General features: G+C 74.2%; 23 protein-coding genes. 8 read left to right on the top strand and 15 right to left on the bottom strand.

Annotation, left to right across the window (positions count from 1 at the left end):
* Positions 1-40: 40 nt before the first annotated feature.
* Both mmuM and ACFY0O_RS18320 read right to left on the bottom strand, forming a co-directional pair.
* Positions 41-925 carry a homocysteine S-methyltransferase gene (gene mmuM, locus ACFY0O_RS18325; protein WP_388947680.1) on the bottom strand — a complete coding sequence of 295 codons (885 nt, stop codon included), beginning with the start codon at positions 923-925 and terminating at the stop codon, positions 41-43.
* A gap of 46 nt (positions 926-971) precedes the next feature.
* Positions 972-1,895 carry an LLM class F420-dependent oxidoreductase gene (locus ACFY0O_RS18320; protein ID WP_388947679.1) on the bottom strand — a complete coding sequence of 308 codons (924 nt, stop codon included), beginning with the start codon at positions 1,893-1,895 and terminating at the stop codon, positions 972-974.
* A 204-nt stretch (positions 1,896-2,099) separates the two neighbouring features.
* Here ACFY0O_RS18320 and ACFY0O_RS18315 point away from each other — a divergent pair, with 204 nt between their 5' ends.
* Positions 2,100-2,369 carry a hypothetical protein gene (locus ACFY0O_RS18315; protein WP_388947678.1) on the top strand — a complete coding sequence of 90 codons (270 nt, stop codon included), beginning with the start codon at positions 2,100-2,102 and terminating at the stop codon, positions 2,367-2,369.
* A 94-nt stretch (positions 2,370-2,463) separates the two neighbouring features.
* Here ACFY0O_RS18315 and ACFY0O_RS18310 read toward each other — a convergent pair whose 3' ends face one another.
* The 4 genes from ACFY0O_RS18310 to ACFY0O_RS18295 all read right to left on the bottom strand — a co-directional run bounded on the left by ACFY0O_RS18310 (position 2,464) and on the right by ACFY0O_RS18295 (position 5,260).
* Complete coding sequence (locus tag ACFY0O_RS18310) at positions 2,464-2,952, bottom strand: DUF6099 family protein (protein ID WP_388947677.1); 489 nt, start codon at positions 2,950-2,952, stop codon at positions 2,464-2,466.
* A 122-nt stretch (positions 2,953-3,074) separates the two neighbouring features.
* Positions 3,075-3,470 (bottom strand): nucleotide pyrophosphohydrolase, encoded by a 396-nt coding sequence (locus ACFY0O_RS18305; RefSeq protein WP_388947676.1) that lies wholly within the window; start codon positions 3,468-3,470, stop codon positions 3,075-3,077.
* Entirely contained in the window at positions 3,467-4,795 is a 1,329-nt protein-coding gene (locus tag ACFY0O_RS18300; protein WP_388947675.1) for an ATP-binding protein, read from the bottom strand. The genes ACFY0O_RS18305 and ACFY0O_RS18300 overlap by 4 nt, the downstream gene beginning before the upstream one ends.
* 66 nt (positions 4,796-4,861) lie before the next feature.
* A complete protein-coding gene (locus ACFY0O_RS18295; protein WP_388947674.1) occupies positions 4,862-5,260 on the bottom strand; it encodes a cell division protein SepF in 399 nt (132 codons plus the stop codon).
* A 98-nt stretch (positions 5,261-5,358) separates the two neighbouring features.
* On the opposite strand from ACFY0O_RS18295, the gene ACFY0O_RS18290 reads away from it, so the two are divergent.
* The 3 genes from ACFY0O_RS18290 (at position 5,359) to ACFY0O_RS18280 (ending at position 7,870) form a co-directional block, all read left to right on the top strand.
* The gene (locus ACFY0O_RS18290) at positions 5,359-6,027 is read left to right on the top strand and encodes a TetR/AcrR family transcriptional regulator (protein WP_388947673.1); all 669 of its coding nucleotides are present in this window, start codon (positions 5,359-5,361) and stop codon (positions 6,025-6,027) included.
* A 47-nt stretch (positions 6,028-6,074) separates the two neighbouring features.
* Positions 6,075-6,815, top strand: coding sequence for a DUF2470 domain-containing protein (locus ACFY0O_RS18285; RefSeq protein ID WP_388947672.1), 741 nt, complete (start codon positions 6,075-6,077; stop codon positions 6,813-6,815).
* Positions 6,816-6,949: 134 nt separating this feature from the next.
* On the top strand, positions 6,950-7,870 hold the full coding sequence (locus tag ACFY0O_RS18280) for an NADP-dependent oxidoreductase (RefSeq protein ID WP_388947671.1): 921 nt from the start codon (positions 6,950-6,952) through the stop codon (positions 7,868-7,870).
* A 99-nt stretch (positions 7,871-7,969) separates the two neighbouring features.
* Here ACFY0O_RS18280 and ACFY0O_RS18275 read toward each other — a convergent pair whose 3' ends face one another.
* The 6 genes from ACFY0O_RS18275 to ACFY0O_RS18250 are packed head-to-tail and all read right to left on the bottom strand — an operon-like array spanning position 7,970 to position 13,679.
* Complete coding sequence (locus tag ACFY0O_RS18275) at positions 7,970-9,292, bottom strand: LLM class flavin-dependent oxidoreductase (protein WP_388947670.1); 1,323 nt, start codon at positions 9,290-9,292, stop codon at positions 7,970-7,972.
* A 28-nt stretch (positions 9,293-9,320) separates the two neighbouring features.
* Positions 9,321-10,286 (bottom strand): ABC transporter permease, encoded by a 966-nt coding sequence (locus tag ACFY0O_RS18270; RefSeq protein ID WP_388947669.1) that lies wholly within the window; start codon positions 10,284-10,286, stop codon positions 9,321-9,323.
* Positions 10,283-11,101: an ABC transporter ATP-binding protein gene (locus ACFY0O_RS18265; RefSeq protein WP_388947668.1), complete on the bottom strand. Its 819-nt coding sequence runs from the start codon at positions 11,099-11,101 to the stop codon at positions 10,283-10,285. The genes ACFY0O_RS18270 and ACFY0O_RS18265 overlap by 4 nt, the downstream gene beginning before the upstream one ends.
* Before the next feature lie 7 nt (positions 11,102-11,108).
* Positions 11,109-12,152, bottom strand: coding sequence for an ABC transporter substrate-binding protein (locus tag ACFY0O_RS18260; RefSeq protein WP_388947667.1), 1,044 nt, complete (start codon positions 12,150-12,152; stop codon positions 11,109-11,111).
* A 22-nt stretch (positions 12,153-12,174) separates the two neighbouring features.
* On the bottom strand, positions 12,175-12,729 hold the full coding sequence (ssuE, locus tag ACFY0O_RS18255) for an NADPH-dependent FMN reductase (RefSeq protein ID WP_388947666.1): 555 nt from the start codon (positions 12,727-12,729) through the stop codon (positions 12,175-12,177).
* Between the two features lie 20 nt (positions 12,730-12,749).
* Positions 12,750-13,679 carry a TauD/TfdA dioxygenase family protein gene (locus ACFY0O_RS18250; RefSeq protein WP_388947665.1) on the bottom strand — a complete coding sequence of 310 codons (930 nt, stop codon included), beginning with the start codon at positions 13,677-13,679 and terminating at the stop codon, positions 12,750-12,752.
* Between the two features lie 1,211 nt (positions 13,680-14,890).
* Here ACFY0O_RS18250 and ACFY0O_RS18245 point away from each other — a divergent pair.
* The 3 genes from ACFY0O_RS18245 to meaB are packed head-to-tail and all read left to right on the top strand — an operon-like array spanning position 14,891 to position 19,961.
* Positions 14,891-16,768 carry a methylmalonyl-CoA mutase family protein gene (locus ACFY0O_RS18245; RefSeq protein WP_388947664.1) on the top strand — a complete coding sequence of 626 codons (1,878 nt, stop codon included), beginning with the start codon at positions 14,891-14,893 and terminating at the stop codon, positions 16,766-16,768.
* The gene (scpA, locus tag ACFY0O_RS18240) at positions 16,765-18,963 is read left to right on the top strand and encodes a methylmalonyl-CoA mutase (protein WP_388947663.1); all 2,199 of its coding nucleotides are present in this window, start codon (positions 16,765-16,767) and stop codon (positions 18,961-18,963) included. Before ACFY0O_RS18245 ends, scpA begins: the two co-directional genes overlap by 4 nt.
* 11 nt (positions 18,964-18,974) lie before the next feature.
* Positions 18,975-19,961 (top strand): methylmalonyl Co-A mutase-associated GTPase MeaB, encoded by a 987-nt coding sequence (gene meaB / locus ACFY0O_RS18235; RefSeq protein ID WP_388947662.1) that lies wholly within the window; start codon positions 18,975-18,977, stop codon positions 19,959-19,961.
* Between the two features lie 90 nt (positions 19,962-20,051).
* Here meaB and ACFY0O_RS18230 read toward each other — a convergent pair whose 3' ends face one another.
* Positions 20,052-21,053 (bottom strand): asparaginase, encoded by a 1,002-nt coding sequence (locus ACFY0O_RS18230; RefSeq protein ID WP_388947661.1) that lies wholly within the window; start codon positions 21,051-21,053, stop codon positions 20,052-20,054.
* 142 nt (positions 21,054-21,195) lie between these two features.
* Between ACFY0O_RS18230 and ACFY0O_RS18225 the strand changes: the two genes are divergently transcribed.
* Positions 21,196-21,645, top strand: a complete 450-nt coding sequence (locus ACFY0O_RS18225) for an Lrp/AsnC family transcriptional regulator (protein WP_045948661.1) — start codon at positions 21,196-21,198, stop codon at positions 21,643-21,645.
* Here the strand turns inward: ACFY0O_RS18225 and ACFY0O_RS18220 are convergent.
* Together ACFY0O_RS18220 and ACFY0O_RS18215 are read right to left on the bottom strand one after the other, a co-directional pair.
* The gene (locus ACFY0O_RS18220) at positions 21,617-22,306 is read right to left on the bottom strand and encodes a GNAT family N-acetyltransferase (RefSeq protein ID WP_388947660.1); all 690 of its coding nucleotides are present in this window, start codon (positions 22,304-22,306) and stop codon (positions 21,617-21,619) included. The genes ACFY0O_RS18225 and ACFY0O_RS18220 overlap by 29 nt on opposite strands.
* Entirely contained in the window at positions 22,306-23,871 is a 1,566-nt protein-coding gene (locus tag ACFY0O_RS18215) for an MFS transporter (protein WP_388947659.1), read from the bottom strand. Before ACFY0O_RS18215 ends, ACFY0O_RS18220 begins: the two co-directional genes overlap by 1 nt.
* Positions 23,872-23,946: the final 75 nt, after the last annotated feature.

The following is a 23,946-nucleotide window of genomic DNA, read 5'->3' as shown; positions in this document are numbered from 1 at the left end:
CTTCAGTATGTGCCGGGGCTCCCCGGCGGCCCACTGGTTTTCATACCTCCGGCGGCGGGGGTCCGAGGGCTGCGCGGAGCCCGGCGATCCAGGGCGGGCCGACCCGGCAGCAGCCGCCGACGAGGCGGGCGCCGGCCGCCCGCCAGGCGGCGACGGGCCAGGGGGCGGGGTGCGCGGGGACGTGCCAGGTGCGGGTGGCGGCCTCCCACACGGAGCCGTCGTTGGGGTACGCCAGCAGCGGCTTGGCCGTGACGGACGCGGCCGCCTCGAGCGCGGGCAGCACGTCGCGCGGATCACAGCAGTTGACGCCGACCGCGATCACCTCGGGGGCGTCGGCGGCCAGGGCGAAGGCCTCCCGCAGGGGCTGCCCGGCCCGGGTCCGGCCGCCCTCGACGGTGTAGCCGAGCCAGGCCCGCGCCCCGGTGCCGGCCAGGACCCGCAGCAGGGCCTCGGCCTCGTCGGAGTCCGGGACGGTCTCCAGCGCCAGGACGTCCGGCCCGGCCGCGAGCAGCGCCTCGATCCGGGGGCGGTGGAAGGCAACCAGCGCGTCCCGGCTGAGCCCGTACCTGCCCCGGTACTCGGAGCCGTCCGCCAGGACGGCCCCGTACGGGCCCACCGAGGCGGCCACCCACACCTCGTGCCCGGCGGCCCGCGCCGCGCCGTCGGCCACCCGGACGGAGCGCTCCAGCAGGCCGGGGTCGTGGCCGAGCTGGTAGCTCGCGGTGCTCACCACTTCGGCGCCGGCCCGGACGTACGCCGTGTGGGCGGCCGCCACCTGTTCCGGGCGCTCGGCCAGCACCCGGCCGGTCCAGAGCGCGCCGGACAGGTCGCAGCCCTGGTCGGCGAGCTGGTTGCTCAGCCCGCCGTCCAGCAGCACGGGCCTGCGGGCGAGGGCATCGGCGAGCGGGCCGGTGGCGCGGGGCACGGTGCGGTCCTCCGTCCTGTGGTGCGGTGCGGCCGGGCCGGGCGGCTCAGCCGAGCTGGGACATGACCTGGCCGGCGATCAGCTCCAGGTGGTCCAGGTCGTCGAGGTCGAGGACCTGGAGGTAGGCGCGGGAGGAGCCGATGGCGGCGTAGGTGCCGAGCTTCTCGACGACCTCGGCCGGGGAGCCGGCCAGGCCGTTGGCCTTGAGCTCGTCGACCTCGCGGCCGATGGCGGCGGCCCGCCGGGCGACCTCGGCGTCGTCCTTGCCCACGCACACCACCAGGGCGTTCGAGTAGACGATCTCCTCCGCCTTGCGCCCGGTCTCGGCGGCGGCCTCCCGGACCCGGGAGAACTGCCGGCGGCTGTCCTCGACCGAGGCGAAGGGCATGTTGAACTCGTCCGCGTACCGGGCGGCGAGGCGCGGGGTGCGCCGCGCCCCGTGCCCGCCGACGAGGACGGGGACCTTGGCCTGGGCCGGCTTGGGCAGCGCCGGGGAGTTCTCCACCTGGTAGTAGGTGCCCCGGAAGTCGAAGGACGCGCCGGGCTCGGTGGCCCACAGCCCGGTGACGATGGCCAGCTGCTCCTCCAGGCGGGCCATCCGCTCCGCCGGGAAGGGGATCCCGTACGCCTTGTGCTCCTCCTCGAACCAGCCCGCGCCCAGCCCGAGTTCGATGCGGCCGCCGGACATGGCGTCGACCTGCGCCACCTGGATGGCGAGGACGCCGGGCAGCCGGAAGGTGCCGGCCGTCATCAGCGTGCCCAGCCGGATCCGCTTGGTCTCGCGGGCCAGGCCCGCCAGGGTGATCCAGGCGTCGGTGGGGCCGGGCAGCCCGTCGACCGACCCCATCCGCAGATAGTGGTCGGAGCGGAAGAACGCGTCGAACCCGAGTTCCTCGGTGGCCTTGGCTACGGTCAGCAGGGTGTCGTAGTCGGCGCCCTGCTGCGGCTCGGTGAAAATGCGAAGATCCATGACTCCATCCTGCCCCGCCCGCTCCCCTGCCGGGTGAATCTGCGTCAACCGGGAGGCGCGCGCCCCGCCGCGTCAGTGACCAGCGCGGATGGGGCTCGTTGGCTCGGACGGGGCCGGACCGCCCGGCCCGCGCGCCGGCGGCCTCCCGCCGGTACGACCACCGCCCCCTTCCGCACCGGAAGGGCCAGGGCCGAGGAGGCCGCCATGTCCCACGAGTCCGTGCCCGAGTACCCCGGACAGACCGGACAGGCAGCACACGACCACGCACACCAGGAGCCGGCGGTGCCCGCCCAGGGCGGCGCACCGAAGGGCCTGCTGCAGCAGATGGAGGAGCTGATGGCCGCGCTCAACGCCGACCTGTCCCAGCTCGACGCCGACCTCCAGCACTCCGCGGACCGCACTCCCCCCGCCGAGCCGGTCACCCCGGGCAGCCGCGCCCACGAGAGCGAGCGCAGCTCCGACCGGTCCTTCTGACCGGCCGGGGGTCCCGTCGCACGCGGCGGGACCCCTCCACCGCACACGCCTCCACCGCACACGCCTCCACCGCACACGCCTCCGCCCGCCCGTCTCAGAGCACGCCCGAGGCCGACCCCCGTTCCCTGACGGCCATCCGGCGCAGCAGGGCCCGCACCCGGTCGCTCGACTCGTCCGCCGCGTCGATCGACTCTATGCACTGCCAGTAGAGGCCCTCGTCGTCCGTCGCGCAGGCCACTCCGACGAGCGCTATACCGACCTCGCCGAGCAGCGCCTGGAGTCCCAGCAGCGCCTGCCGTACGTCGGCCACACCCGTCAGCTGCGCCGCCCGCGGCGGCTGGTCGGGCGCAACTCCCTCCCCCTCGCCCAGGGCGGAGCGGTCTATGGCCCCGCAGCCTCTGCCTCCGGCTTCCCCCAGCCCCCTCGACTCCGCTCTGAGCTCCGGCGGCCCCTGCACCGCCAGCCAGCTCCCCACTCCCTGGGCCAGCGCCTGGGCCTGCCAGGCCTCGCCCACGATGTCCCACGCGGCCGCGCTCCTTGCCAGCGCGTGCCGGCCGGCCGCGATGAGCCGTACCGCATCCATATGCCGTCCCCCGTCCGCACGACACCCCGCCAATCTCCACTACCCAGAGTGAAGGCAACGAGCCAGTAAAGCCAGGGGTATTCGGAAATCTGTGGACACAATCAAGGTTGTGGACGACGCCATCACTCCGAAGAGTGACGATCTGGGGTCCATGTCTCGCTCGCCGGGAAACGGTGTTCGTTCCGTTCGATCTTCGCGGCGAGCGCATCCAGCACATCCACCCCGAGAACCTCACAGAACTGCAGCAGATACGCCAGCACGTCGGCCACCTCATCGGTCACCCGGTGGGCGCTTTCGGGCTCTTCCATGATCGCCGCCGACTGTTCCGGTGTCAGCCATTGGAAGATCTCGACCAGTTCGGAGGCCTCCACGCTCAGCGCGACGGCCAGGTTCTTGGGCGTGTGGTACGGGGCCCAGTCCCGGGCGGCCGCGAACTCGGCCAGCCGTCGCTGGAGTCGGTACAACCGTTCGCCTCGCGGTGGCGGCTCCGGCCCGTCGTCCGTGGGTGCAGCACTCATGGGGACAGGTCTACCACTGAGACGCCGGGGACCTCCCGGGCGGTTCCCGCGGTGTCCTCGCCGACCGCCCCCACCAGGCGGATGTGGCCGCGTTCCCCGGACAGCAGGGCCAGGCGCAGCAGTTCGGCGGTCTGCCGCCGGTCCAGGCCCCGGTCGATGCCGTCGGCGAGCACGGTCAGCGCCTGCCGGGCGGAGAGGAGTTCGGCCGCCGGGTCCACGGCCAGCACCCCGGGGCCGGTGAGCAGGACGAGGGCCAGGGCCAGGAAGCGGAGTTCACCGTCGCCGAGCCGGGCGAACTCCGTGGCGGGCAGCCCCGAGCCGCGCTCCAGCAGGGCCGTCACCAGCCCGCCGGGCCGCCCGGCTCCCGCCCCGGCGCCGCCCGGGCCGTCCTCCCGTACCTCCAGCCCGGCCACCGGCCCCGCGCACCCGGTCCGCGCCGCCCCGGCCAGCAGGGCGTGGCGGGTGCCGCATTCGTGCCGGGTCCGGCGCAGGACGTCGGCCAGGTTCCCGCAGTCGCCCCGCAGCCGGCCCTCCCCGGGCGGCACCGGCGCCCGCATCGTGGCGGGTCGGGGGTCGCACGGGAACACCGACCGCAGCGCCACCACCACCTGTTCGGCGGCGGCCAGCACCCGCCGCTGCCCGGCCGTGGCCCCGGAGACGCGCAGCGGCAGCAGGGCGGTGCCGAGCCGGTCGCCGGGCAGCGGAGCGCGGGTCATGCCGGCGGTGCCTCCGGTCAGCCAGGCGGCCTGGACGGAGGGCCGGCGGGGGTCGCGCAGGGCGGTGGCGAGGAGCACGGTCCCGTCCTGGGAGAGCCGTTCACCGGCGATCCGCAGCGTGGGTTCCGCCTGTACGGCGAGGTCGAGGCGGACGGGGCCGGCCGGGCCGTCGACGGTGCAGCCGATCCGGAAGCCGCGCCGGCCGCCCGCGTCGGGACGGGCCGCTTCCGGCACCCGGGCCGCCGGGTCCGGGAAGACCTCCTCCAGCGCGGCCCCCGAGGCGAGCCGGGACAGGGCCGCGTAGGCCTCCAGCGCCTGGGACTTGCCGCTGCCGCTGGGTCCGGTGAACAGGGTCAGCGGGCCCAGCGGGAACACCGCTGCCCGGTGCCGCCCGAAGGCGGACAGCCGTAACCCGGTGACGGCGGGCCGCCGGTGCCCGACGGCTCCGCGGGCATCGGCGCGCGCGGGGCCGGCGGCCCGGTCCGGGGCCGTCCCGGCCGCGCCGGAGGGCTCGCACGACAGGTCGTCAGGAGTGGTCGCGGCGCGGGGCGGCGTACCGGGAAGGGCGGCGAGGGCGGGCGTCCCCGCCGTGTCCAGTGTGGCGTCCATGGCCGGACGGTACGGTCCACGGGACCCGGGCCGGGTCCGGCGAACCGTTCCACCGCCGCCACCTTCCTACGATCGGGGGACGGCCGCGGCGGCGATCCCCTCGACCTCGGTCCCGACCGGCGCCAGCAGGAAGACGTTCCGGTCGACCCGGTGCATCCCGCTGCCCAGTCCGAAGACCACACCGCTGCTGAAGTCGAGGATCCGCTTGGCCACTTCGGTGTCCGCGCCGGTGAGGTCCAGCAGCACCGGGATCTGCGCGATCAGGTACTCCGCCACCTCCCGCGCGTCGGCGAAGATCTGGACCCGGATCACCACGAAGCGCCGCTGCCGTTCCGCCGAGGACGCTCCGGCGGCCTTGGGGATCGTGCGGTGGTCCACCCGGGAGGGCCATTCGTTGCGACTGCGCAGCGGCACCACCTGCGCGAGTCCCTCCCATTGCTCGTCGGTGACGTCGTACCTGCTCACCGGGCCCCCTCGGCCGTGCGCTTCATGTGCATCCCCCCATCCTCTCGCGTTTCACCCGTTCGGCCCAACACCGACACGGAGCACGTAGGGTCGCCGCCATGACCAATGGCGACGAGGTCCGCACGTTACGCGACGTCGCGGGTGCGGTTCCCCTCCGGCGCGCCGCCGCGGGGGCGTCCGGCGCGGGTGCCGGGCGGCCGTCGCGGCGCGAGGAGGCGATCCGCAACCACGCCCAGATCCTCGCGGCCGCCGAGCAGTTGTTCACGGAGCGGGACCCGCGCAGCGTGACGATGGACCAGATAGCCAAGGCCGCCGGGGTGGGGCGGGCGACGCTCTACCGCCGTTTCCCCGATCCGCCGGCGGTGGCCGCGGCCCTGCTCGACGAGCACGAGCGCATCCTGCAGGGCCGCCTCGCCTTCGGCCCGCCCCCGCTGGGCCCCGGCGCGCCCCCGGCGCAGCGGCTGGCGGCCTTCTACGGCGCCGCCGTGGACCACCTCGAACGACACCTCCCGCTGACCCTGGGCATCCGTCCCGGTCCGGCCCGCTTCGCCGCGGGCGCCTACCGGCACTGGCGCGCGCACGTCCGGTCCCTGCTGGTGGAGGCCGGCTCCCCCGATCCCGACGTCAGCGTGGACGCGCTGCTGAGCCCGCTCGCCCCGGAGGTCTACCAGTTCCAGCGGCACACCCTCGGCTTCCCGCCCGAACGGATCGCCGAGACCCTCGGGCGGCTGGCCCGCGGGGTACTCCCCGAATCACGGATGGGTTAGGTTAGGCATGCCTAACCTGCTTTCCGCTGAACGAGGGAGAGATCCGCATGCGCCTGCCCGGTGCCCCCGCCGCCACGCCCGCCGCCGCCCGGCCCACCGACGCCGAGCGGGTCCGCTCCGTCCTGGCCGCCGCCCACTCCATGACGGTGGTCGTCGAGGGCGTGCGCCACGAGGTCCGCCACCTCGACGACGGCGACCCCCTCGGCCGGCTCCATCTGCACCCGGCGGCACCCGCCGCCGGGGACCCCGCCTCCCTCCTCGGCGACGGCCGGCCCTCCATCCGGCTGGAGTTCACCGACATCGCCCCGACCCCGGTCCGCGACCGGGTGCGGGCCCGGGTCACGGTGCTGGGCCGCCTGCTGGGCCCGTACGCCGACCGGGAGGCCGGCCCCGGCGCCACCACCTGCGTGGAATACGGCCAGGCCGTCCTGGAGACCGCGGAGGGGACCTCGTACCTCGGACTGGAGGAGCTGGACGGGGCCTGGCCCGACCCGCTCGCCCCCTACGAGGCGGGCATGCTGACGCACCTCCTCGACGAACACCCCGAACTGGTCACCCTGCTGTTGCGGCTGGTCCGGCCCCGACCCACGGCCGCCGTCCAGCGCGCGCTGCCGCTCGCCCTGGACCGGTACGGGATCACCCTGCGCCTGGAGGAGCGCTCCGGGCACCGCGACGTACGGCTGCCCTTCCCCTCGCCGCTCGACGACGTGGAGCAGTCGGGGGCGCAGATCCAGGCCCTGCTCAGCGCGGCCCGGCGGCGCTCGCACCCCAACACCCTGCCCGCATGACCGTACCGCGCGCCCGAAGGCCGCCGGAGGGTTGCCGAAGGAGTGCCGGAGAAGCGGACGAAGGCCGGTGGAGGACCGCCGGAGCGCGGGAACCGGGCGGAACACCTTCCCCCGCACCGTTCGTTGCCCCCTACATGAAGGCAATCACCTACAGCAGCTACGGAACTCCCACCGCCCTGGGGCTCGTTGAGGTACCCGAGCCCAAAGTGGGTCCCGGCGAGGTGCTGATCCGGGTCAGGGCCGCCGGGGTCAACCCCGTGGACTGGAAGCTGGCCGCCGGCTTCCTCGGGCACGTCCTGGAGGTCCGCCACCCGGTGATCCCGGGGTGGGACGTGGCCGGCGTCGTCGAGGCGGTCGGCCCCGACACCGACGACTACGCCGTGGGCGACGAGGTCTACGGGTACGTCCGCAAGGAATGGGTCCAGCTGGGCACGTACGCGGAGCTGGTCTCGGCCCCCGTGCGCACGCTCGCCCGCAAGCCCGCGACGCTCTCGTTCGAGGAGGCCGCGGGCCTGCCCCTGGCCGGACTCACCTCCTACCAGGCCGTCACCCGCGCCGGTGTCGGCGCCGGACAGACCGTCGTCATCCACTCCGCCGCCGGCGGGGTCGGCTCGCTCGGCGTCCAGATCGCGGTCGACCTCGGCGCCCGGGTCATCGGCACCGCGAGCGCCCGCAACCACGACTACCTGCGCTCGCTCGGCGCCGAACCGGTGCTCTACGGGGACGGCGTGGCCGAGCGGGTCGCCGCGCTGGCCCCCGAAGGCGTCGACGTCGGGCTCGACTTCTACGGCGAGGGCGGCGTCGAGCTGCTCCAGTCCATCGTCCGGCCGGGCGGTCCGGTGATCTCCGTCGCCGACAACGACGCGGGCGAGAAGGGCGCCAAGCACATCTGGGCGCGCTCCTCGGCCACCGACCTCACGCGCCTCGCGGAGCTCGCCGACACCGGGAAGATCACCGTCAAGGTGGGGCACGTCCTGCCGCTGGCCGAGGCCGGCCGGGCCTGGGAGCTCAGCGCGGCGGGCCAGGCCCGAGGCAAGATCGTCCTCTCGGTCTGACGCCTCCTCGCGGCCTCCTCCCACGGGGGCGACGCGCCCGGGGGCGGGTGGAGCTCCGCGTGCGGGACTCCACCCGCCCCCGGGCGTGGGACGGCAGGGTCAGGCGTACCGGTTGGCGGGGCGCGCCAGGCCGTAGTGCTCGCGCAGGGTGCTGCCGGTGTACTCGGTGCGGAAGAGGCCGCGGCGCTGGAGGACCGGTACGACGTGGTCGACGAAGTCGGTCAGGCCGGTGGGCAGGACGGGCGCCATGATGTTGAAGCCGTCGGCGGCCCCCTGGGTGAACCACTCCTCCAGCTGGTCGGCGATCTGCTCCGGGGTGCCGGCGTACACGCGGTGGCCGCGGCCCGCGCCCAGGCGGGCGATCAGCTCGCGCAGGGTGAGCCCGTCGCGGCGGGCGAGTTCGGCGACGAGGGTGAAGCGGCTCTTGTTGCCGTTGATGTCCCGTTCCTCGGGGAGGTCGGGCAGGGGGCCGTCGAGCGGGAGGCCGGTCAGGTCGGTGCCGAGCATGCCGGAGAGCTGGGCGAGGCCGTACTCGGGGACCTGGAGCTCGGTGAGCTCCTGCTCCAGCGCCTTCGCCTCGGCCTCGGTGGAGCCGATGACGGGGGCGATGCCGGGCAGGACCAGGAGGTCCTCCTCGGCCCTGCCGTACCTGGCGAGGCGGGACTTGAGGTCCTTGTAGAAGGTCTGGCCGTCGGCGAGGGTCTGCTGGGCGGTGAAGACGGCCTCCGCGTACCGGGCGGCGAACTCCTTGCCGTCCTCGGAGGAACCGGCCTGGACGAGCAGCGGCCGGCCCTGGGGCGAGCGGGGCACGTTGAGCGGTCCGGCGACGGAGAAGTGCTCGCCGCGGTGGGCGGCCGGGTGCAGCTTGTCGGTGTCGGCGTAGACGCCGCGCTCCTTGTCGAGGACGATCGCGTCGTCCTCCCAGCTGTCCCAGAGCTTGGTCGCGACGTCGAGGAACTCGTGGGCGCGCTCGTAGCGCACCGCGTGCTCCAGGTGTTCCTCGCGGTTGAAGTTGCGGGCCTCGTCGACGGTGCCCGAGGTGACGATGTTCCAGCCGGCCCGGCCGCCGCTGATGTGGTCGAGGGAGGCGAACTTGCGGGCCAGGTTGTAGGGCTCGTTGAAGGTGGTGGAGACGGTCGCGATGAGCCCGACGCGCGAGGTGACGGCGGCGATCGCGGACAGCAGGGTCAGCGGCTCGAACCCGCCGAGGGCGTTGTGGCGGGCCTTGCCCCACAGGGCGACCCCGTCGGCGAAGAAGATCGAGTCGAGCAGGCCGCGTTCGGCGGTGCGGGCGAGTTCCTGGAAGTACGCGACGTCGGTGATCCGCTCGGGGCTGGCGGCCGGGTGGCGCCAGGCGGCGTCGTGGTGGCCGGCGTTCATCAGGAAGGCGTTGAGGTGGAGGGTGCGGGGAGCTGCGGGCATGTCTGTTCCCTTGGGACGGCGGGGCGGGTCAGGCGGGGACGCGCCAGAGGCTGAGGCGGCGTTCGACCGCGACCAGGAGCTGGTTGAAGGCCACCCCGATCACGGAGATCGTGACGATCCCCGCGTACATCTGGGGGATGGCGAAGTTGAACTGCGAGGCGTTGATCAGATAGCCGAGCCCGGCCTTGGCGCCGATCATCTCGGCGGCCACGAGGACCAGGATCGAGACCGCTCCGGCGAGCCGGATGCCCGTGAAGACGGCGGGCACCGAGGCCGGGAGGATCACCTTCTGGAACAGCCTGGGGGTGGACAGGTCCATCGAGCGGGCCAGCCGGACCAGGGTGGGGTCGGCGTTCCCGACGGCGCTGATGGTGTTCAGCAGGATCGGCCAGACGCAGGCGTAGACGACGATCGACACCTTCGAGGTCTCCCCGATGCCGAGGAGGAGCACGAAGACGGGCAGCAGGGCGAGGGCCGCCGTGTTGCGGAACAGCTCCAGCAGCGGCCCGAGGAAGACGGCGACGGGCCGGTACCAGCCGATCAGCAGGCCGAGCGGGACGGCGATCAGCACGGCGATGGCGAAGCCGCCGAACGAGCGGGTGAGGCTGGCCCGGGTGTGCTCGCCGAGCTGCCCGTCGGCGAGCAGCTCCCACCAGGCCCGGGCCACCTCGCTGAAGGGCGGCAGGAACGTGGCGTCGACCAGCCCGAGCCGGGGCGCGGCCTCCCACAGCACGAGCAGGGCGAGCACCGCCGCCGACCGCAGCAGCCCGGTCCGCAGCCGGCGCAGCACGGCCGCGGCCGCGCCGGGGCGGCGGACGGGGGCCGCGGGCTCCGCGGGGGCGGGGGCGGGGGCGGCCGGCCGCGGGCGGACCCCGGCGGGCCGTGCCGGGTGCGCGGGGTCCCGTACGGCTGCCCGGGCGGGGGCCGGGGCGGGGTCGAGGGCGGGTTCCGCCCCGGGGGCGGGACGGACGGGAACGGGGGTCTCGGTGCTCATGCGGCGGCCTCTTCCTTCTCCAGTTGCCGGGCGCGGGCCACCTCGTCGTGGAGCAGGGTCCAGATCTCGTGGCGGTGACGGGCGAACTCGGGGCTGGAGCGCAGGTCCTCGCCCGTCGCCCCGGTGGACCGGTCGCCGAGGGAGACCGGCACGACCTCCTTGACGCGGCCCGGGCGGGAGGTGATGACGGCCACCCGCTGACCCAGGTACACGGCCTCCTCGATGCCGTGCGTGATGAAGACGACGGTCTTGCCGGTGCTCTGCCAGATGCGCCGCAGCTCGTCCTGGAGGGACTCGCGGGTCTGCGCGTCGAGCGCGGCGAACGGTTCGTCCATGAGCAGCACGTCCGGGTCGTACGCCAGCGAGCGGGCGATCGCGACCCGCTGGCGCATTCCGCCGGACAGCTCGTGCGGGTGCCGGTCCTCGAATCCGGCCAGGCCCACCAGCTCCAGGAACTCACGGGCCCGCGCCGCGCGTTGTCTGCGCGGGACGCCGGTCGCCTCCAGGCCGAAGGCGACGTTGCCGAGCGCGGTGCGCCAGGGCAGGAGGGCGTACTGCTGGAAGACGATGCCCCGGTCCAGGCCCGGGCCGGTGACGGGCCGGCCGTCGAGGAGGATCTGTCCGGAGGTGGGGCGGGTGAGGCCGCCGAGGAGGTCGAGGAGGGTGGACTTGCCGCAGCCGCTGGGGCCGACGACGACGAGGAACTCCCCTTCCCCGATCTCCAGGTCGATGCCGTCGAGGGCGGTGAACTCCTCCCTGCTCCTGCCCTTGACCGGGAAGGTCTTCGTCACCGACCGGAATTCGATCTTCGCCATGGCCGGTTCAGCCCTTCCCGTACCCGTTGAACTCGTTCGTGTACAGATCGGACGGCTTGAGCTGCCCGGCCTTGATCTCCCCGCGCTCGGCGAGCCAGTCGAGCCAGAGGGCGAACTCCTTGTCCTCGATGCGGCCGCCGGTCTCGGCGACCCCGTACGAGCGCCAGTACTTGAGCGTGGCCGTGTCCTCGTTGCGGCCGCGCTTCTTGATGATCGACTCCATCCGGGCTACGACCTCCTCGCGCGGGGTGGTGCGGGACCACTCGATGGCCTTGGCGACGCCGGTGGTGAAGGTGCGGACGGTGTCCGGGTTCTCCTTGATGAAGCGCTTGGTCATCACGTAGGAGCCCGCGCTGAACTTGCCGAGCAGGTCGAAGTCGCTGAACAGCGGGCGGATCCCGCCGGCGGCGAGGGCCTTGTCGCGCAGGACGCCGCCCAGCACGCCCACGTCGATCTGCTTCTGGCGCAGCGTCTGCTCGGTGTTGACGGGCGGTACGACCAGGGCTTCGACCTTGGCCGCGTCGGCCTTGGCGACGCCGCCCCGGCCCAGGTAGATGTCGAGGATGGCCTGGGAGTGCGCGCCCAGGGTGTTCATGCCGACCTTCTTGCCGAGCAGGTCGCGCGCGGAGCGGATCGGGCTGTCCTCCAGGACGTAGTAGCCGCTGAAGACGTCCTTGTCGACCCCGTAGTAGGAGATGACGGCCTGGATCGGGGCCTTGCCGGCGGCCAGTTTGATGATCGCCCCGTTGAAGGCGCCGCCGAAGTGGATCTGGCCGGTCGCGGCGGACTGGATGTCCTGCGGGCCGCTGATGGTGTTGCCGACCCACTCCAGGGTGAGGCCGCCCAGGTAGCCGAGGTCGGCGGCCAGCTCGGGCAGGGTGACGGCGCCGACGTTGCCCTGGTACTTGAGGGTGGTGACCTGGCCGCCCGGCCGGGCGGACCCGCCACTGGCGGTGGCGGTGCCGCAGCTCACCGCGGCCGCCGAGATGCCGAGCAGGGTGAGGAACTGGCGCCGGGTGCGGGTGGCCGGGGTGACGGGTGCTGCGGGCATGGCGGGTCCTTGTCGGTACGGGTTACGGGGTGGCGGCGAGGGTCGGCGCCGTGGCGCGCAGGGCTTCGGCGAACTCGTCGACGGCCTGGTAGAGGTCCAGTTCCGCCTCGGGGCGCAGCCGGTCCGGTCCGGCGCCGCGTTCGACGGAGGAGTCCAGGACGAAGCGGCCGGCGGTGACGTGGCGGGCGCCGAGGGCGGCGAGGACCGGGCGCAGGGCGTAGTCGATGGTCAGGACGTGCGCGAGGCTGCCGCCGGTGGCGAGCGGCAGGATCGTCTTCCCGGCCAGGCCGTCCTGCGGGAGCAGGTCCAGGAAGGCCTTGAGCAGTCCGGTGTACGAGGCCTTGTAGACCGGGGTCGCAATGACCAGGCCGTCGGCTTCGGCGACGGCCTCCAGGGCGCGGCGGATCTCCGGCTCGCCGCGCCGGGCCGACAGCAGGTCGGCGGCGGGCAGCAGGCGTACGTCCAGGTGGGCGGTGTCGAACCCGGCGTGGTCGAGGCGGCGCAGCACGTGCTCGGCGACGACGACGGTACGGGAGTGGGCGGAGGGGCTGCCGGTCAGGGCGAGCAACTTGGGCACGGGGGCTCCTCGTGGACGGGTCAGGCGGAGGTGGAGGCGCCGGAGGCGATGCCGAAGGCGGGGTCCGGGACGGTGTCGGGGCTGATCAGCCGGGAGGGCGTGCCGTCGGGGCCGACGGGGACGTCGCCGTCGACGGTGACGCGGCGCAGGGTGCGCTCGTGGTCGTCGGAGTCGTCGACGCCGTAGTGCTGGGTGGCCCGGTTGTCCCAGATGGCGACGTCACCGGTCCGCCACTGCCAGCGGACGGTGTTCTCGGGGCTCTCGATGTGGGCCTGGAAGAGGTCGAGGAGGGCGCGCGAGTCCCGGCCGGTCAGTCCGGCGATGCGCTGGACGAAGTTGCCGAGGAGCAGGGTGCGTTCGCCGGTCTCGGGGTGGACGCGGACCACGGGGTGCTCGGTGAGGAAGGTGGTGGAGGTGAACACCTCGCGGTACTGGGCGAGGGCCTCGGGGAGGGCGTCCGGCTTGAGGGCGGCGTAGTCGTACTCGTTGGAGTGAACGGCGCGCAGTCCGTCGGCGAGGGCGCGGAGCGGGGCGGGCAGCTGGGCGTAGGCGGTGGCGGTGTTGGCCCAGAGGGTGTTGCCGCCGTACGGGGGGACGGTGACGGCGCGGAGGATGGAGAAGGCGGGGTAGGCGGGGACGAAGGTGACGTCGGTGTGCCACTGGTTGGCCCGGGCGCCGTGGTGGGAGTCGATGCCGAGGGCGTAACGGCCGTCGGCGGAGGGGACGGTGGGGTGCGCGACGGGGGTCCCGAGCAGCCGGGCGAAGTCCTCGTGGGCGGCCTCGTCGAGGTGCTCCTGGCCGCGGAAGAAGACGACCTTGTGGGCGAGGAGGGCGGCGCGGACCTCCGCGACGGTGGCGGGGTCGAGGTCGCCGCCGAGGCGGACGCCGCCGATCTCGGCGCCGATGCGGCCGCCGAGGCGGGTGACGGTCGTGGCGGTGGCGGTGGTCATGGGGGCTCCTGGAATACGGCGTGGCTCCGCCGGACGGCGGGGCGGGACGGCGGCTCCGCCGGGGCGGCCGAGCCGAGGGCTCTGCCGGGGGGGGCGGGGAGGTGAGCGGGCGGCGCGGGTCCGCGGCGGACCGGTCCCGGGATCACCGGGCGGCGGGTCCCGGCCGCCGACGCGCTGCGGGGTCCGGGCCCTCGGGGCCGGCGGGCGGACGGTGCGCCGCCCTCCCGGCGGGCCGGCCCTACCGGGCGGGCCCCGCCGGGGTGGCGGGTTCGGGGGTCAGGCCCCGAGGAGGGCCGGACAGCGGCCCGGACACGCGCCCGGCGCGGTACAGGGGCCGGGGGTGTGGAGCCGCGGGGCGAGGTGCGCGGTCGCGGTCATGGCTCGGAGCGTGTCAGCGGGGGCCGACGGGGTCAAGCCGCGGCCGGGGGCGCGGCGGGGGGCGGCGTACCCGGGCTGAGCTGGGCTTTTGCCGGGCGGGGCGGCCGGAAAGGCGTGGCTGGATTTCATGGGGCCGCAACGCCGTTGCCATCCGGCTTTCGTGTGGCGCCGTCGAGCGGCTGCGCGAGCAGTCCCCGCCCCGCCCTTCCCCCGTTCCCTGGAGCTCCGCCCCAGCCCCCTCCGGGACCGCAGCCCGCCCGCCTGCGGACCGCGTCCTGGGGCTCCGCCCCAGACCCCGCGCCTCAATCGCCGGCGAGGCTGGATTTCGCCCAGCCGGGACCAGACAGGCACCCCCAGCGCCGGCTAGGCGGATTTTGGCGGCCGGGGCCGAACACGGACCCCCAGCGCCAGCCAGGCTGGAATTTAGCGGCCGGCACCACACAGGGACCCCCAGTGCAGGCCAGGCTGGAATTTGGCGGCCGGGGCCGAACAGGGACCCCACCCCAGGCGCTGATGAGGTTTCCCGGTCTGCCCGGTCGGGGGCGGGGACGGGGTGGGGTGTCGTCCGGGGCTAAAACGAGATGACTTCGGCGCCCTGGGGAGTTCCACGACAGTGATCCGGCCCGGAGCGCCGAACATCGACGCCCGCCCCGGACGGCACCCCGCCCCGGCACCGACCCCGGCCACCCCCGACCCCGCCAACCCCCACCCCGCCCGGCCAGGGCAAAGGCCGACCCCGTAACCGCCCGGCCAGGGCACGGGCTCATCTGAGAGGGGGAGATCACATCCGGTGGTTCTGGTACCGCCGAGTAGCCACCCCTAGCATTCGGGCCATGACGGTCCTGCCTGACGACGGGCTCTCCCTGGCCGCCGAGTTTCCTGACGCGACACATGAGCAGTGGCAACGCCTCGTCGAGGGCGTACTGCGCAAGTCCGGCAAGGAAGTCTCCGGCGAGGCAGCGGAAGCAGCGCTGTCCACCACGCTCGAGGACGGGCTCACCACCCGCCCGCTGTACACGGCGCCTTCCGGCGCGGACGCGGAGGCCCGCACCCCCGGTACCGGCTTCCCCGGTTTCGCGCCCTTCGTCCGCGGCGGCACCCCGGACGGAACCAGCGCCTCCGGCTGGGACGTGCGCCAGCGGATCGCGGGCAGTGACCCCGTACGCGTCAACGAGGCGGCCCTGGCCGACCTGGAGAACGGCACCACCTCCCTCTGGCTGACCGTCGGCCGCCACGGGATCCCGGTGGCGCAGCTCGGCCGGGCCCTGGACGGGGTGTACCTCGACCTGGCGCCCGTCACCCTCGACGCCGGCGCCGACTTCGCCGAGGCCTCCCGCGCGCTGCTCGCCCTGTACGCGGAGCGCGGCGTGGCCCCCGAGGCCGCCCGCGCCGCGCTCGGCGCCGACCCGCTGGGCCACGAGGCCCGTACCGGGGAGGCCCTGGACCCCGCACCCGCCGTCGAGCTGGCCCGGGAGGCGGCCGCGTCCTGGCCGGGCGTGCGCGCCCTGACCGTGGACGCCCTGCCCTACCACGAGGCCGGCGGCTCGGCCGCCGAGGAACTCGGCCTGTCCCTGGCCACCGGGGTCGCCTACCTGCGCACCCTCACCGACGGCGGCCTCGGCACCGAAGCCGCCCTCGGCCAGCTGGAGTTCCGCTACGCGGCGACCGCCGACCAGTTCCTGACCATCGCCAAGCTGCGCGCCGCCCGCCGTCTGTGGGCCCGGGTCGCCGAGGCCTGCGGCGCCCCGGAAGCCGGCGCCCAGCGGCAGCACGCCGTCACCTCGCCGGTGATGATGACCCGCCGCGACCCGTGGGTGAACATGCTGCGGACCACCGTCGCCTCGATGGCGGCCGGCGCGGGAGGCGCGGATTCCGTCACCGTGCTCCCGTTCGACAGCGAACTCGGCCTGCCCGACGCCTTCGCCCGGCGCATCGCCCGCAACACCTCCACCATCCTCCTGGAGGAGTCGCACCTGGCCCGGGTGATCGACCCGGCCGGCGGCTCCTACTACGTGGAGCAGCTCACCGACGAACTGGCGCACGCCGCCTGGGAGTTCTTCCAGACCGTCGAGCGTGCCGGCGGTCTCGCCGCCGCCCTGCGCTCCGGCCTGGTCGCGGAGCGCCTCGCGGCCACCTGGGCGGCCCGCTCGAAGAAGCTGGCCACCCGCCGCGAACCGATCACCGGCGTCAGCGAGTTCCCGCTGCTCTCCGAGAAGCCCGTCGTGCGCGAGGCCGCCCCGGAGGCGCCGTCCGGGGGCCTGCCCCGGGTGCGCCGGGACGAGGCGTACGAGGCGCTGCGCGCCCGCGGCGACGCCCACCTGGAGTCGACCGGCGCCCGGCCGCGGATCTTCCTGGCCGCCCTCGGCCCGGCTTCCGCGCACACCGCCCGCGCCACCTTCGCCTCGAACCTCTTCCAGGCCGGCGGCATCGAGCCCGTGCACGACCCGGTGTCGGTGGACGCGGCGACCGCCGCCGGGGCCTACGCGGCCAGCGGCGCGGACGGCGTGGCGGTGCTGTGCTCCAGTGACGCCCTGTACGAGGAGCAGGTCGAGGCGGTGGCGGCGGCCCTGCGCGCGGCCGGCGCCTCGACGGTGTTCCTCGCCGGCCGGCCGGGCACCGCGGCCGGCGCCGTGGACGAGTACGTCTTCGCCGGCTGCGACGCGGTCGCCGTGCTGTCCTCCGTACTCGACCGGATGGGAGTCTCGGCATGAGCATCCCCGATTTCTCCGAGCTCGCCCTCGGCGCGGCCGCTCCGGCCGCCACCGAGGACCAGTGGCGCGCGGCGGTGAAGGAGTCCACCGGGGCCGCCACGGGCGACCTGGTGTGGGAGACCCCCGAGGGCATCGGCGTGCAGCCGCTGTACACGGGCCGGGACCTGGAGGGCCTGGACTTCCTGGGGACGTACCCGGGCGTGGCCCCGTACCTGCGCGGCCCGTACCCGACGATGTACGTGAACCAGCCCTGGACGATCCGGCAGTACGCCGGCTTCTCCACGGCCGAGGAGTCCAACGCCTTCTACCGGCGCAACCTCGCGGCCGGCCAGAAGGGCCTGTCGGTCGCCTTCGACCTGCCCACGCACCGCGGCTACGACAGCGACCACCCGCGCGTGACGGGTGACGTCGGCATGGCGGGCGTGGCGATCGACTCGATCTACGACATGCGCCAGCTGTTCGACGGCATCCCGCTGGACAAGATGTCGGTGTCCATGACGATGAACGGCGCGGTGCTGCCGGTCCTCGCCCTGTACATCGTGGCGGCGGAGGAGCAGGGCGTCTCCCCCGACAAGCTCGCCGGGACCATCCAGAACGACATCCTCAAGGAGTTCATGGTCCGCAACACCTACATCTATCCGCCGAAGCCCTCGATGCGGATCATCTCGGACATCTTCTCCTTCACCTCGCAGAAGATGCCGCGGTACAACTCCATCTCGATCTCCGGGTACCACATCCAGGAGGCGGGGGCCACGGCCGACCTGGAGCTCGCGTACACCCTCGCCGACGGCGTGGAGTACCTGCGGGCCGGGCAGGGCGCCGGGCTGGACGTGGACGCGTTCGCGCCGCGCCTGTCGTTCTTCTGGGCGATCGGCATGAACTTCTTCATGGAGGTCGCCAAGCTGCGCGCGGCGCGCCTGCTGTGGGCGAAGCTGGTGAAGCAGTTCGACCCGAAGAACACCAAGTCCCTCTCCCTGCGCACGCACTCGCAGACCTCGGGCTGGTCGCTGACCGCGCAGGACGTGTTCAACAACGTGACGCGCACCTGTATCGAGGCGATGGCCGCGACCCAGGGCCACACCCAGTCGCTGCACACCAACGCCCTCGACGAGGCCCTCGCCCTGCCGACGGACTTCTCGGCGCGCATCGCCCGCAACACCCAGCTGCTGCTCCAGCAGGAGTCGGGGACCTGCCGGTCGATCGACCCGTGGGGCGGCAGCGCGTACGTGGAGAAGCTGACGTACGACCTGGCGCGCCGGGCCTGGCAGCACATCCAGGAGGTCGAGGCGGCGGGCGGCATGGCGCAGGCCATCGACGCGGGCATCCCGAAGCTGCGCGTGGAGGAGGCCGCGGCCCGCACCCAGGCGCGGATCGACTCGGGCCGGCAGCCGGTGATCGGCGTCAACAAGTACCGCGTGGAGAACGACGAGCAGATCGACGTCCTCGTGGTCGACAACTCCTCGGTGCGCGCGCAGCAGATCGCCAAGCTGCGGCGGCTGCGCGAGGAGCGTGACGAGGCGCGTACGCAGGACGCCCTGCGGGCGCTGACGAACGCGGCCGAGCGCGGGGCGGGCCAGGGGCTGGAGGGCAACCTGCTCGCCCTGGCGGTGGACGCGGCGCGGGCCAAGGCCACGGTCGGGGAGATCTCGGACGCCCTGGAGAAGGTGTACGGGCGGCACGCGAGCCAGATCCGTACGATTTCCGGTGTGTACCGCACCGAAGCAGGCGAGTCCCCGTCCCTGGAGCGCACCCGTGCGCTCGTCGACCGGTTCGAGCAGGCGGAGGGCCGTCGTCCGCGCATCCTGGTCGCGAAGATGGGCCAGGACGGCCACGACCGCGGCCAGAAGGTGATCGCCACGGCCTTCGCCGACCTGGGCTTCGACGTGGACGTGGGCCCGCTGTTCCAGACCCCGGCGGAGGTGGCCCGCCAGGCCGTCGAGGCGGACGTCCACGTGGTGGGCGTCTCGTCGCTGGCGGCCGGCCACCTGACCCTCGTACCGGCGCTGCGCGAGCAGCTGGCGGAAGAGGGCCGTGAGGACATCATGATCGTGGTGGGCGGTGTCATCCCGCCGGCCGATGTCCCCACGCTGCTGGAGATGGGCGCGGCGGCGGTGTTCCCGCCCGGAACGGTCATCCCGGACGCGGCCCACGACCTGGTGACGCGGCTCGCCGCGGACCTGGGCCACGAGCTGTAGGCGGACGCGGGATGCCCCCGAAGATCGACATCGACGTGTACGTGAAGGGCGTGCTCGACGGGAAGCGCGCGCAGATCGCGCGCGCCATCACCCTGGTCGAGTCCACCCGGGCCGACCACCGGGCCCTGGCGCAGCGGCTGCTGACGGAGCTCCTCCCCCATGCGGGGAAGGCGCGCCGGATCGGCATCAGCGGGGTGCCGGGGGTGGGCAAGTCCACCTTCATCGACGCGTTCGGCACGATGCTGACGGGCCTGGGCCACCGGGTGGCCGTCCTCGCGGTCGACCCCTCGTCCACGCGGACGGGCGGCTCCATCCTGGGCGACAAGACCCGGATGGAACGCCTGTCGGTGGACCCGTCGGCCTTCGTCCGCCCCTCCCCGTCCGCGGGCACCCTGGGCGGGGTCGCGAAGGCCACGCGCGAGTCGATGATCGTGATGGAGGCGGCGGGCTACGACGTGGTCCTGGTGGAGACGGTCGGCGTGGGCCAGTCGGAGACCACGGTCGCCGGCATGGTCGACTCCTTCCTCCTCCTTTCCCTGGCCCGCACGGGCGACCAGCTCCAGGGCATCAAGAAGGGCGTCCTGGAACTGGCGGACGTCCTGGCGGTGAACAAGGCCGACGGCCCGCACGAACGCGACGCGAAGGCCGCCGCCCGGGAACTGTCGGGCGCCCTGCGCCTGATGCACCCGGCGGACGCGGCGTGGACCCCGCCGGTGCTGACGTGCAGCGCACGGGAGTCGGCGGGGCTGGACGAGGTCTGGAACCGCCTGGAACAGCACCGGACGGTCCTGGAGACGGGCGGCCGCCTGGCCGCGAAGCGGGCGGCGCAGCAGGTGGAATGGACCTGGTCGATGGTCCGCGACGCACTCCTGGAACGCCTGCGCGCCAACCCGTCGGTCCGCGAACTCGCCCCCGCCCTGGAGGCGGGCGTCCGAACGGGCACGATCACCGCCACGTCGGCGGCGGACAGGATCCTGGCCGCGTTCACGGGTGGTTGACCGCGGGTGCGGGCCCGGGGTACCGGGCCCGCACCGGGATCGTTGCGGGGAACCCGATGGCGCCCGGGGCTCCGGCGGGTCGGAATCGGCTCAGGCGTCGACGAGGGCCGGGTCGTCCTCCGACAGGGATGCGCGCAGGACGCGGGCCTGTTCGGCCGGGTCTTCGGAGGACAGGAGGGCGGAGAGGACCGCGATGCGGGCCTGGCCGGCGCGCAGGGTGCCGGTGGGGACGGCGCCGGCGGCGACCAGGTCGACCGCGCCGCCGTGGGTGTAGATCTCGGTGACCGGGCCGGCCGGGACGCGGGTGGTCAGGGCGACGAGCACGCCGCGGGCCACGGCCTGCCGCACCGCTTCGACGATCTCGGGGGTGGCGTTGCCCGCGCCGGTGCCGACGAGGACGATGCCCCGGGCGCCGGCCGCCACGGCGGCGTTCAGGAGCACCGGGTCGCCGTCGGCGTGGTGCATCACCATGTCCACGCGCGGCGGGAGCTCCGGCATCGCCGGGAGGGAGAGGGGCTGCGGGCGCCGCGGGTGGCGCAGGACGGTGACCTTGCCGAAGCCGATCTTGCCGAGGAGTTCGCGCGAGGGGTCCGCGAACGCGTCCAGGGCCACGGCCTGGGTCTTCATGGTGCCGCGGGCGGCGTGGACGCGGCCGGCGAAGGCGACCAGGACGCCGAGCCCGCGCGTGGTCGCCGCGGTGAGCAGGGCGTCGTACAGGTTGCCGGGGCCGTCGCCCTCGGTGGAGCCCATGGGCAGCTGCGAGCCGGTGAACACGACGCTGCGGGGGTCGTGGTGGTGCAGGTCGACCAGGAAGGCGGACTCCTCCAGGGTGTCCGTGCCGTGGGTGACGACGATGCCGTCGACGGCCGGGTCGGCGAGGACCTCGTGGACGGTGCGCAGCAGGGTGAGCTGGTGGGCGGTGGTCAGGCGGGGGCTGTTCACGCTGAACAGGTCGACGACCTCGACGGTGATGCCCTCGGGCAGCGGCGCGGTGGCCATGACCTCGCGGCCGTCGGCCTCGGCGGCGAAGCCCGAGCCCGTCCACCGGCTGGCTATCGTCCCGCCGGTGCTGATGACGACGATGCGCCCCATGGCCACCCTTCCCTGACTCTGTCTGGACCCCCGAGCGGGGCTCGCACGAATTTTCTGGAAAGGGCAATGATAGTGAGATCTACGCGCAATGCGATTGCGCGTTGGCGGTCCAGCCTGTGAAATCGTGGGGGATAATTGCGCGATGGACGCCATTGATCGTGAAATCTTGCGCGAGCTTCAGCGCGACGGAAGGCTCAGCAACCAGGAGCTGGCCCAGCGCGTGGGGCTGACCCCGTCCCCGTGCATGCGCCGGGTGCGGCAGCTGGAGCAGGACGGGGTGATCCAGGGGTACCGCGCGGTGATCGACCCCGAGGCGGTGGGCCGGGGCTTCGAGGTGCTGGTGTCGGTGGAGGTCCGCCGCGACCGGGAGGCCGTCGAGGCCTTCGAGGCGGCCCTCCAGGACATCCCCGACGTGATCGAGGCCTACCGCCTGTTCGGGAGCCCGGGCTGCCTGCTGCGCATCGCGGTGGGCGACCTCCGGGCGTACGAACGCCTGTGGATCGAGCGGCTGACGGCCCTTTCCGGGGTGACGGAGGTCAACTCGCAGATCATCATGAAGCGGATCAAGGAGCCGACGGGTCTGCCGGTGTGAGGCCACGGCCACCGCCGGGCCTGCCGCTTCCCGGGCCTCGGACGTCGCCCTGGACCAGGGCGTGCAGGTGCTCGTCGTGCCAGCCGTCCTCGTGCAGCAGGGCGCTGCGCATCGTCCCCTCCAGGAGGAAGCCGGTCTTCTGCGCCACCCGGCACGAGGCCGTGTTGGCCACCGCGTGGCACAGCCGGAGCCGGTGCAGCCCGAGGTCGTCGAACGCCCACCGGCTGACCCGCTCCACGGCCTCGGCCACCGCCCCGCGGCCGCGCCCCTCGGGCAGGATCCAGTACACGATCTCGGCGCTCCCGCCGGCCAGGTCGACGTCGCCCCAGCCGATCAGGCCCACGGCCCCACCGCCGCCGGGCCGGGCCAGCGCCCACAGCACGCTCTGCTCGTTGCGCCGGCGCTCGTGCATCCGCCCGATCCGCAGGCGCGCCTCCTCCTCGGACGCGACCACGAGCCGGTTCCACTGCCGGATGGCCGGCTCCCGGGCCGCGGCCACCAGCACGCCGGCGTCGCCCGCCTCCCACGGCCGCAGCTCCAGGCCGCCGGGGAGCGGGAGCACGGGCTGTTCCATGGCGGCCAGGCGGCCTGCGGGGACGACGGGCGGGACGGGCGGGACGGGCGGGACGGGCGGGACGGGCGGGACGGGCGAAGTGATCATCACCGCATCGTGCCGGATCCCTTCCCGCGGCGGAAGGCCAGCAGGACCACCACCGCGCCCGCCGCGGCCACGGCCCCGCCCAGGACCGAGGCGACGTGCATCGCGTGGACGAAACCGTCGTCGGCCGCCGCCCCGAGGTCCGGGCGGGAGAGCCGGGCGGCGAGCTGGCGGGTCGCCTCCGCCGAGGCACCCGCCGCCCGGGACACGGGGGCGGGCAGCGGGGCCAGGGCGGGTTCGATCTGCGCGCGGTAGGTGGTGGTGAGGAGGGAGCCCAGGACGGCGACGCCCAGGACGCCGCCGATCTGACGCATGGAGTTGTTCACGGCCGACCCCGCACCGGTCCGCTCCGGCGGCAGGACCGCCATCACCGCCTCGGTGGTCGGCGCCATGGCGGCGCCCATCGCGGCGCCCTGGACGAACAGCAGCAGCCAGAACCAGGCCATCGGGGTTCCCGTCCCGATGCCCGTGTACGCCAGGAAGGTGCCGGCGGCGACCAGCATGGCCGGGCCCACCACCGGACCGAGGCCGAAGCGGCGGACCAGGCCGGCCGACAGGGGCGCGCCCGTCAGGACGCCGGCCGCCACCGGCACCAGGTTCAGCCCCGCCTCGAACGGGGTCTGGCCCCGGACGCCCTGGAGGTAGAAGGCGGTGTAGAACATCGACCCGGAGAGGCTGAAGTAGGTCAGCATCACCGAGACGGTCGCCCCGGAGAAGCGGGCGTTGCGGAAGAGGCGCACGTCGAGGCTGGGGGTGCTCACCCGCAGCTCGACCAGGACGAAGACCACCAGCACGACCGCGCCGCCCGCGATCGGGGCGAGGACGGCGGGATCGGTCCATGCGTTGCGGTGGCCGCCCTCGATCAGGCCGTAGACGACCGCCAGCAGGCCGACGGTGGACAGCAGGACGCCCAGCGGGTCCAGCCCGGTGCGGCTCGTGCTCCGCGCCGCCGGCAGCAGGAGGACCGCGCCGAGGACCGTGACGGCCGCCAGCGGCAGGTTGACCAGGAAGACCGACCCCCACCAGAAGCGCTCCAGCAGCGCCCCGCCGACCAGCGGGCCGGCCGCGATGGCCAGTCCGCTGGAGCCGGACCAGACGGCGATGGCCATGGCCCGCTCACGGGCGTCGAACACGGCCGAGATCAGGGAGAGGGTGGCGGGCATGATCAGCGCGCTGCCGACGCCCATGGCCCCGCGTGCGGTGATCAGTTCGCCGGGTCCCCCGCTGAGGCCCGCCCACAGGGACGAGGCGGCGAAGACCGCCGTTCCCACGAGCAGCATCCGGCGGTGGCCGTACCGGTCGCCGAGGACCCCGCCGCTGAACAGCATCACGGCGAAGATCAGCGTGTAGGAGCTGATGCTCCACTGGAGCTGGTTGGTGCTGGCGCCCAGCCCCTCCCGCGGGTCGGCGAGGGTCTTGAGGGCCACGTTGAGGATGGTGTTGTCCAGCCAGACCGTCAGCTGCGCGAGCACCAGTACGGCGAGGGCCAGGCGCCGACGCCCCGCCGGGATCCGGGGGGCGTCGGGCGCGGACTGCTCCGGCTCCTGCCCGGCAAGCTGCTGAACCACGGGGATGCGACCTCTCGATGCGATCGGGGAGGAGCCGGGAGGCCGGCCCGCGACCGATCGTCCAGGGCGGCCCGG

This window comes from Streptomyces sp. NPDC001594 (genome assembly GCF_042893675.1).
Taxonomy (GTDB): Bacteria; Actinomycetota; Actinomycetes; order Streptomycetales; family Streptomycetaceae; genus Streptomyces.
The sequence above is the reverse complement of the archived record's forward strand: the minus strand, read 5'-3'. Positions and strand labels throughout refer to the sequence as shown.